A 6,068-nucleotide genomic window follows, 5' to 3' on the forward strand; every position below is an offset into this window, starting at 1 on the left:
CACCACTGGGATGATCCCGGTATGGACAACCGCCCGGGCGACATCCGACTCTCCTCGGTCACCGGCCGGTGGGTGATCATGACGACCGTGCTGGGTTCCGCCATGGCCCTGCTGGACTCGACCGTCGTCAATGTGGCCCTGCCGCGCATCGGTGAGGATCTCGATGCGGACCTGGAGGTTCTCCAGTGGACCGTGAACGCGTACACGCTGACGCTGGCGGCGCTCATCCTGCTGGGCGGGGCACTCGGTGACCGCTTCGGGCGACGCAGGATCTTCGTCATCGGCGTCATCTGGTTCGCCGGCGGGTCACTGTTGTGCGGCCTGGCGCCCAACGCCCTCGTCCTGGTGCTCGCCCGCGCCCTCCAGGGCATCGGCGGCGCGCTCCTCACCCCGGGGTCACTGGCGCTGATCCAGGCCAGTTTCCATCCGGACGACCGGGCGCGCGCGGTCGGACTGTGGTCAGGGTTCGGCGGCATCGGCGCCGCCATCGGCCCCTTCGTCGGCGGCTGGCTGGTCGACGGGCCGGGCTGGCGCTGGGTCTTCCTGCTCAACATCCCGCTCGCGCTGCTGTGTGTTCCGGTGGCGATGCGCCATGTGCCGGAGTCGCGCGACCCGAAGGCCCATGGCCGCTTCGACATCCTCGGCGCGGTGCTCGGCGCGGCCTCGCTGGCCCTGGTGACGTACGCGCTCATCGCCTCGCGCGCGTGGGCGGGCATCGCCGGTGTCCTCGTCGGCACCGCCTTCATCCTGCTGGAGCGGCGACGGCCCGAGGCGATGCTGCCGCTGTCGCTCTTCAAGTCCCGGCTGTTCGCCGCGGTCAACATGGTGACCGTGTGCGTGTACGCGGCGTTCGGCGGATTCTTCTTCCTGGTCGCCCTGCAACTTCAGGTGGTCTCGGGCTACTCGGCGCTCGGCGCGGGTCTCGCGCTGCTGCCGACGACCCTGATGATGCTGCTCTTCTCCGCGAAGTCGGGTGAGTTGGGGGACAAGATCGGCCCGCGCATTCCGCTCACGGTGGGCCCGCTGTTCTGCGCGGCGGGCATGCTGCTGATGCTGCGCGTCGGCGAGAACGCGTCGTACCTGGCCGATGTGCTGCCCGCGCTGCTGGTCATGGGGCTGGGCATGGTGACGGTGGTCGCCCCCCTGACGGCGACGGTGCTGGGCTCCGTGGACATGGCCCGTGCCGGTATCGCCAGCGGCATCAACAACGCGGCGGCGCGGGCCGCGGGCCTGCTCGCGGTGGCGGCGCTGCCGATGCTGGCGGGGATGGGCCCGGAGGCGTACCGGTCGGCGGTGGAGTTCGGGGAGACGTTCCGCAAGGCGATGCCGATGTGCGCGGGAGTGCTGGTGGTGGGATCGCTGATCGCACTGTGGCGGGTCCGCAAGCCGGAGCACGTGCCGGAGCGGGCGCGGTCCGAATGCAGGATCAACTGCGGGGTGGGGGCGCCGCCGCTGGAGCCCTCGGCGCGGCACGTGCCCGGACCGAAGGTCGACCCGACCCGCCCGGACACGCCCTGAACCGCTCCGGAGTGCGGGCCGGCCCAGGTCCTGCCCGGACAGGACCTAGTACTGCGCCGGGTCGATCTGGTTCACGATCCACAGCGCTTCCGGGTCGGTCTGGTAGTGGAAGACCAGCGGCCTCGCGCCCGCCTGCGCGTTCACCCGGCGCAGGAACTCCGCCGCGCTCATCGCCCTGCGCTGCCCCGCCGGTACGAAGGGTGTGGTCACCGTGATGTGGGCGTCGGGGTTCAGCGGGTACGACACCGTTTCGGGCGTGGAGGTCCAGCTCGGCTCGCCGCGGGCGTCGCAGCTGAAGTAGCCCGCCCGGCCCGTCACCCGTGCCGAGGTGCCGGTGCCGGTGGCGGACGTGATCCGGACGTACGGGCCGTGGTCCGTGCCGGCGCAGAGGTCGCCGTCGTAGGGAAAGCCGTCCGTGCCGCCCGCGGGGGCCTCCTGGGACGGGGGAGCGGGCGCGACCGGGGGATCGGGCCGCCCGCCGCCGCTCCCGCCGCCACTCCCGCCCCCGCTGCCGCCCCCGCCTCCGGGCCCGGAGGGCGGTCCGGCCGGTGGGGCCGTCGAGACCGGCGCGGACGTCCCGGAGGCCGTCGGCGGCGATGTGGCGGCGCTCGGGGACGGTGACGTCGGTATGGCCGCAGACGCCGACGCGGACGGTCGGGCCGACAGCGACGGAGGGGCCGACGGCCCCTCCCATGCCTCGTGCCGCCCGCCCTCGTCCGGGGACGCGCATCCGGCCGGCAGGCACACCGCCGCCAGGACCCCCGCAGCTCTCACCCAGCGCATGGACAAGAGGATCGCCCGCGGCTCCCGATCCCCGCACCGCTTCCACGGATTCCTCATGGACCTGTGACACTGGAGACCATGGCCATCCATGAAAATCTGCTGGGGGGACCGCCCCCGACCCACCTCCCCGACGACCCCGAGCCGCGCGAGCTGCTCGCCGCCGGGACAGCACCCGCGGACGTCGCCGCCAAGTACCCCACTTCCTCGCTGGCCTGGGCACGGCTCGCCGACGACGCCTTCGAGAACGGCAGTGTCGTGGAGTCGTACGCCTACGCGCGCACCGGCTACCACCGCGGACTCGACTCCCTGCGCCGCAGCGGCTGGAAGGGCCACGGCCCGGTGCCGTGGGAGCACGAGCCGAACCGCGGCTTCCTGCGCGCCCTGCACGCGCTGGCCCGCGCCGCGCAGGCGATCGGTGAGCAGGAGGAGTACGAGCGCTGCGCGACCTTCCTGCGCGACTCCTCCGAGACGGCCGCAGACACCCTCGGATGAACCGAAGGCCCGCATCTCCCGTCTGAACAGGGGGTGCGGGTCTTCCGGCCCGCTACGATCGCACGCATGGGCGATTTACATAGTGGGGGGCTCTGTTGAGCGGCCGCAGACGCAGGGGAAACCAGTCGCGTGCACGCGGTCGTCGAAGACGCCCGGTGCCCCGCCCGCTCGCCCGCCGTCTCGTTCTGCCCGGCGCGGCCCTCGCCGTCCTGGTCATCGCCTCGGGCGCGGCCGTCGCCCACTGGGGCGCCGCCCCCGGCACGCCACGCGCCGCCGCCGACCCGGCCGCACCGCCCGGCTCTCCGGCACTGATACCGGGTGGCCCGCGGGCCGATGAGAGCGACGCCTCCCCGCCCGGCCGGGAGCGCCGGAGCCCGTCCGCCGAGGCCGGGCCGCCGAGTGACCCGAAGCCGCGGGTCACGCCCTCCACCGAGGTCCCGAAGCCCGCGAAGCCCTCGCGAAAGGCCGCGCCGCCGGCCGTCCCCGTCTCCGGACCCGGAACCTTCGCCACCGCCCGCTCGGCCGGCAGCCCGGTCGGCGAGGGCCAGGTGCGCCGCTACCGCGTCCAGGTCGAGCACGGGATCGCCGTCTCCGCCGAGGAGGCCGCCACCGAGATCGAGCGCATACTCGCCCATCCCCAGGGCTGGGCCGCGAACGGCAAGGGCACCTTCCAGCGCGTCACCGGGGACGCGGACTTCGTCATACGGATCGCCACCCCGGCCACCGCCGACGCCCTGTGCCGGCGGCAGGGGCTCAACACCCGCGGTGAGCTGAACTGCGAGACGACGGACGGCGTCGTGGTCAATCTGCGCCGCTGGATGCTGGGCTCGCCCACCTTCGCCGGGACGCCCGCCGAGTACCGGCATCTGATCATCAACCACGAGGTCGGGCACGAGATCGGTCTGCGTACCCACATGGGCTGCCCGGGCCCGGGCGAGCCGGCGCCGGTCATGATGCAGCAGATCAAGGGCCTCGACGGGTGCCGCTCGAACGCCTGGCCCTACGACGAGGACGGGACGTATCTCACCGGCCCGGTGATCGACTGACCTTCGGCTTATGATGCCGGTGGGGACCGGGGCTCCCACACCAAGAGGAAGGGGCGGACCGCTACCCGGACACGTCGAGGAGACAGCGATGTCACATGACGCGACCCCGAATCTGGATTTCGCGGGTACCACTCCGTACGAGGACTACGTCCAGGCGGACGTCCTGACCCATCTCCAGCACCCGCTCTCGGATGACCCGGGAGAGATGGTCTTCCTGGTCACCACCCAGGTCATGGAGCTGTGGTTCACCGTCATCGTCCACGAGTGGGAGACCGCGACCCGCGCCCTGCGCGAGGACCGGGTGCAGGTGGCGAGGGACGCGCTGAAGCGGTCGGTGCGTGAGCTGGAGGCGCTGAACGCCTCGTGGCGGCCGCTCGCCCAGCTGACGCCCGCACAGTTCAACTCCTACCGCAGCGCCCTCGGCGAGGGCTCCGGCTTCCAGTCGGCGATGTACCGGCGGATGGAGTTCCTCCTCGGTGACAAGGCGGCGTCGATGCTGGTGCCGCACCGCGGCGCACCGCGTGTGTACGCCGAGCTGGAGAAGGCGCTGCACGAGCCGAGCCTGTACGACGAGGTGCTGCGGCTGCTCGCCCGGCGCGGCCTGCCGGTCCCGGAGGCGGTGCTGGAGCGCGACCTGTCGCAGAAGTACGAGCCGTCCCCCGAGGTCGAGAAGGTCTGGGCGACGGTCTACGGCGGACAGGACGTCGGCGAGCCGGACTCCGAACTGGTGCTGCTCGGGGAGGCGTTGACGGACGTCGGCGAGCTCGTGTGGCGCTGGCGCAACGACCATCTGGTGGCGACGCGCCGCGCGATGGGATCCAAGACGGGCACCGGTGGTTCCGCCGGTGTGGCCTGGCTGGAGAAGCGGGCCCGCAAGAACGTTTTCCCTGAGCTGTGGACGGCGCGCAGCCATGTCTGAGTCCCTGGCCCACGAGGCCGCGGCGCTCGACGCCGCAGACGAACTGGCCGGTCTGCGCAAGCTGTTCGCCCTGGACGACGGCGTCTATCTGGACGGCAACTCGCTGGGCGCGCTGCCGGCCCATGTGCCGGCGCGCGTCGCCGATGTCGTGCAGCGGCAGTGGGGCGAACTGCGCATCCGCTCCTGGGGCGAGAGCGGCTGGTGGACCGCGCCGGAACGTATCGGCGACCGCATAGCCCCGCTCGTCGGGGCCGCGCCGGGGCAGATCGTGGTCGGCGACTCCACCAGCGTCAACGTCTTCAAGGCGGTGGTGGGCGCGGTCCGGCTGTGCGACGACCCCGCCCGTACGGACATCGTCGTCGATGCCACGACCTTCCCCACCGACGGCTACATCGCGGAGTCGGCGGCCCGGATGACCGGCCGGCGGCTGGTGCCTGTCGCTCCGGCGGACCTGCCGTCGGTGCTCGGGCCCAGCACGGCCGCTGTTCTGCTCAATCACGTCGACTACCGCACCGGCCGCCTCCACGACCTGCCGGCGCTGACCGCGGCGGTGCACGAGGCGGGCGCGCTGGTGGTCTGGGACCTGTGCCACAGCGCGGGCGCGCTGCCCGTCGGGCTCGACGCGAACGGCGTGGACCTGGCGGTCGGCTGCACCTACAAGTACCTGAACGGTGGGCCGGGTTCACCGGCGTACCTCTATGTCGCCGAGCGCCATCAGGCGGCCTTCGACTCGCCCCTGCCGGGCTGGACCTCGCACGCGGACCCGTTCGCGATGACCCGCGAGTTCACGGCGGCGGACGGCGCGCTCCGCGGCCGGGTCGGGACGCCCGACATCCTGTCCATGCTGGCGCTGGAAGCGGCACTGGAGGTCTGGGACGGGGTCGGGATCGAGGCCGTACGGGCCAAGAGCCTGGCGCTCACGGACTTCTTCCTGAAGTGCGTCGCCGCCTATGTCCCGCAGGGCAGGGTCACCTCGCTGACTCCTGAGGACCATGCGGCGCGGGGCAGTCAGGTCGCGCTGCGGTGCGAGGAGGCGCCGGCCGTGATGGAGAAGCTGATCGCGCGCGGAGTGGTGGGTGACCTGCGCAGGCCGGACGTGCTGCGGTTCGGGTTCACCCCGCTGTACGTCGGGTTCGGGGACGCGGAGAGGGCGGCGGCGACGCTGGCGGAGATCCTCGCGGCCTGAGGCTTCTGCCCCTTGGGGTCGGCGGCAGCCGGGGCCCCCCCCCCCCCCCACCCCGGCCCCGGGCCCCCCCCGAACACGGGGGGGCCCCCCCCCCCCCCCCGCGCCCCCCCCGGCCCCCCCCCCC

Annotated in this window: 7 protein-coding genes; 6 read left to right on the top strand and 1 reads right to left on the bottom strand. The window is 72.9% G+C overall.

Going from position 1 to position 6,068, the window contains the following annotated elements; genetic code table 11:
* The first annotated feature begins 21 nt into the window (after positions 1–21).
* Positions 22–1,518, top strand: a complete 1,497-nt coding sequence (locus tag ACFWU3_RS05340) for an MFS transporter (protein ID WP_384431445.1) — start codon at positions 22–24, stop codon at positions 1,516–1,518.
* Positions 1,519–1,563: 45 nt separating this feature from the next.
* On the opposite strand, the gene ACFWU3_RS05345 is transcribed toward ACFWU3_RS05340, so the two are convergent.
* Entirely contained in the window at positions 1,564–1,836 is a 273-nt protein-coding gene (locus tag ACFWU3_RS05345) for a hypothetical protein (protein ID WP_384431448.1), read from the bottom strand.
* Positions 1,837–1,933: 97 nt separating this feature from the next.
* Between ACFWU3_RS05345 and ACFWU3_RS05350 the strand changes: the two genes are divergently transcribed.
* The 5 genes from ACFWU3_RS05350 (at position 1,934) to kynU (ending at position 5,944) form a co-directional block, all read left to right on the top strand.
* Positions 1,934–2,368 (top strand): hypothetical protein, encoded by a 435-nt coding sequence (locus ACFWU3_RS05350; protein WP_384431451.1) that lies wholly within the window; start codon positions 1,934–1,936, stop codon positions 2,366–2,368.
* Positions 2,369–2,379: 11 nt separating this feature from the next.
* Positions 2,380–2,793 carry a DUF3151 domain-containing protein gene (locus ACFWU3_RS05355; RefSeq protein ID WP_313945086.1) on the top strand — a complete coding sequence of 138 codons (414 nt, stop codon included), beginning with the start codon at positions 2,380–2,382 and terminating at the stop codon, positions 2,791–2,793.
* Between the two features lie 155 nt (positions 2,794–2,948).
* A complete protein-coding gene (locus tag ACFWU3_RS05360) occupies positions 2,949–3,839 on the top strand; it encodes a DUF3152 domain-containing protein (RefSeq protein ID WP_384431454.1) in 891 nt (296 codons plus the stop codon).
* An 88-nt stretch (positions 3,840–3,927) separates the two neighbouring features.
* Complete coding sequence (locus tag ACFWU3_RS05365) at positions 3,928–4,758, top strand: tryptophan 2,3-dioxygenase family protein (protein ID WP_384431457.1); 831 nt, start codon at positions 3,928–3,930, stop codon at positions 4,756–4,758.
* Positions 4,751–5,944 carry a kynureninase gene (gene kynU / locus ACFWU3_RS05370; RefSeq protein WP_384431460.1) on the top strand — a complete coding sequence of 398 codons (1,194 nt, stop codon included), beginning with the start codon at positions 4,751–4,753 and terminating at the stop codon, positions 5,942–5,944. Before ACFWU3_RS05365 ends, kynU begins: the two co-directional genes overlap by 8 nt.
* Positions 5,945–6,068: the final 124 nt, after the last annotated feature.

Origin of the sequence: Streptomyces sp. NPDC058685, assembly GCF_042714725.1 — a bacterium.
Taxonomy (GTDB): Bacteria; Actinomycetota; Actinomycetes; order Streptomycetales; family Streptomycetaceae; genus Streptomyces.

Coding starts and splice junctions, on each gene's coding strand:
- ACFWU3_RS05340 (WP_384431445.1), top strand. CDS start 22: ATGGACAACCGCCCGGGCGACATCCGACTCTCCTCGGTCACCGGCCGG.
- ACFWU3_RS05355 (WP_313945086.1), top strand. CDS start 2,380: ATGGCCATCCATGAAAATCTGCTGGGGGGACCGCCCCCGACCCACCTC.
- ACFWU3_RS05365 (WP_384431457.1), top strand. CDS start 3,928: ATGTCACATGACGCGACCCCGAATCTGGATTTCGCGGGTACCACTCCG.
- kynU (WP_384431460.1), top strand. CDS start 4,751: ATGTCTGAGTCCCTGGCCCACGAGGCCGCGGCGCTCGACGCCGCAGAC.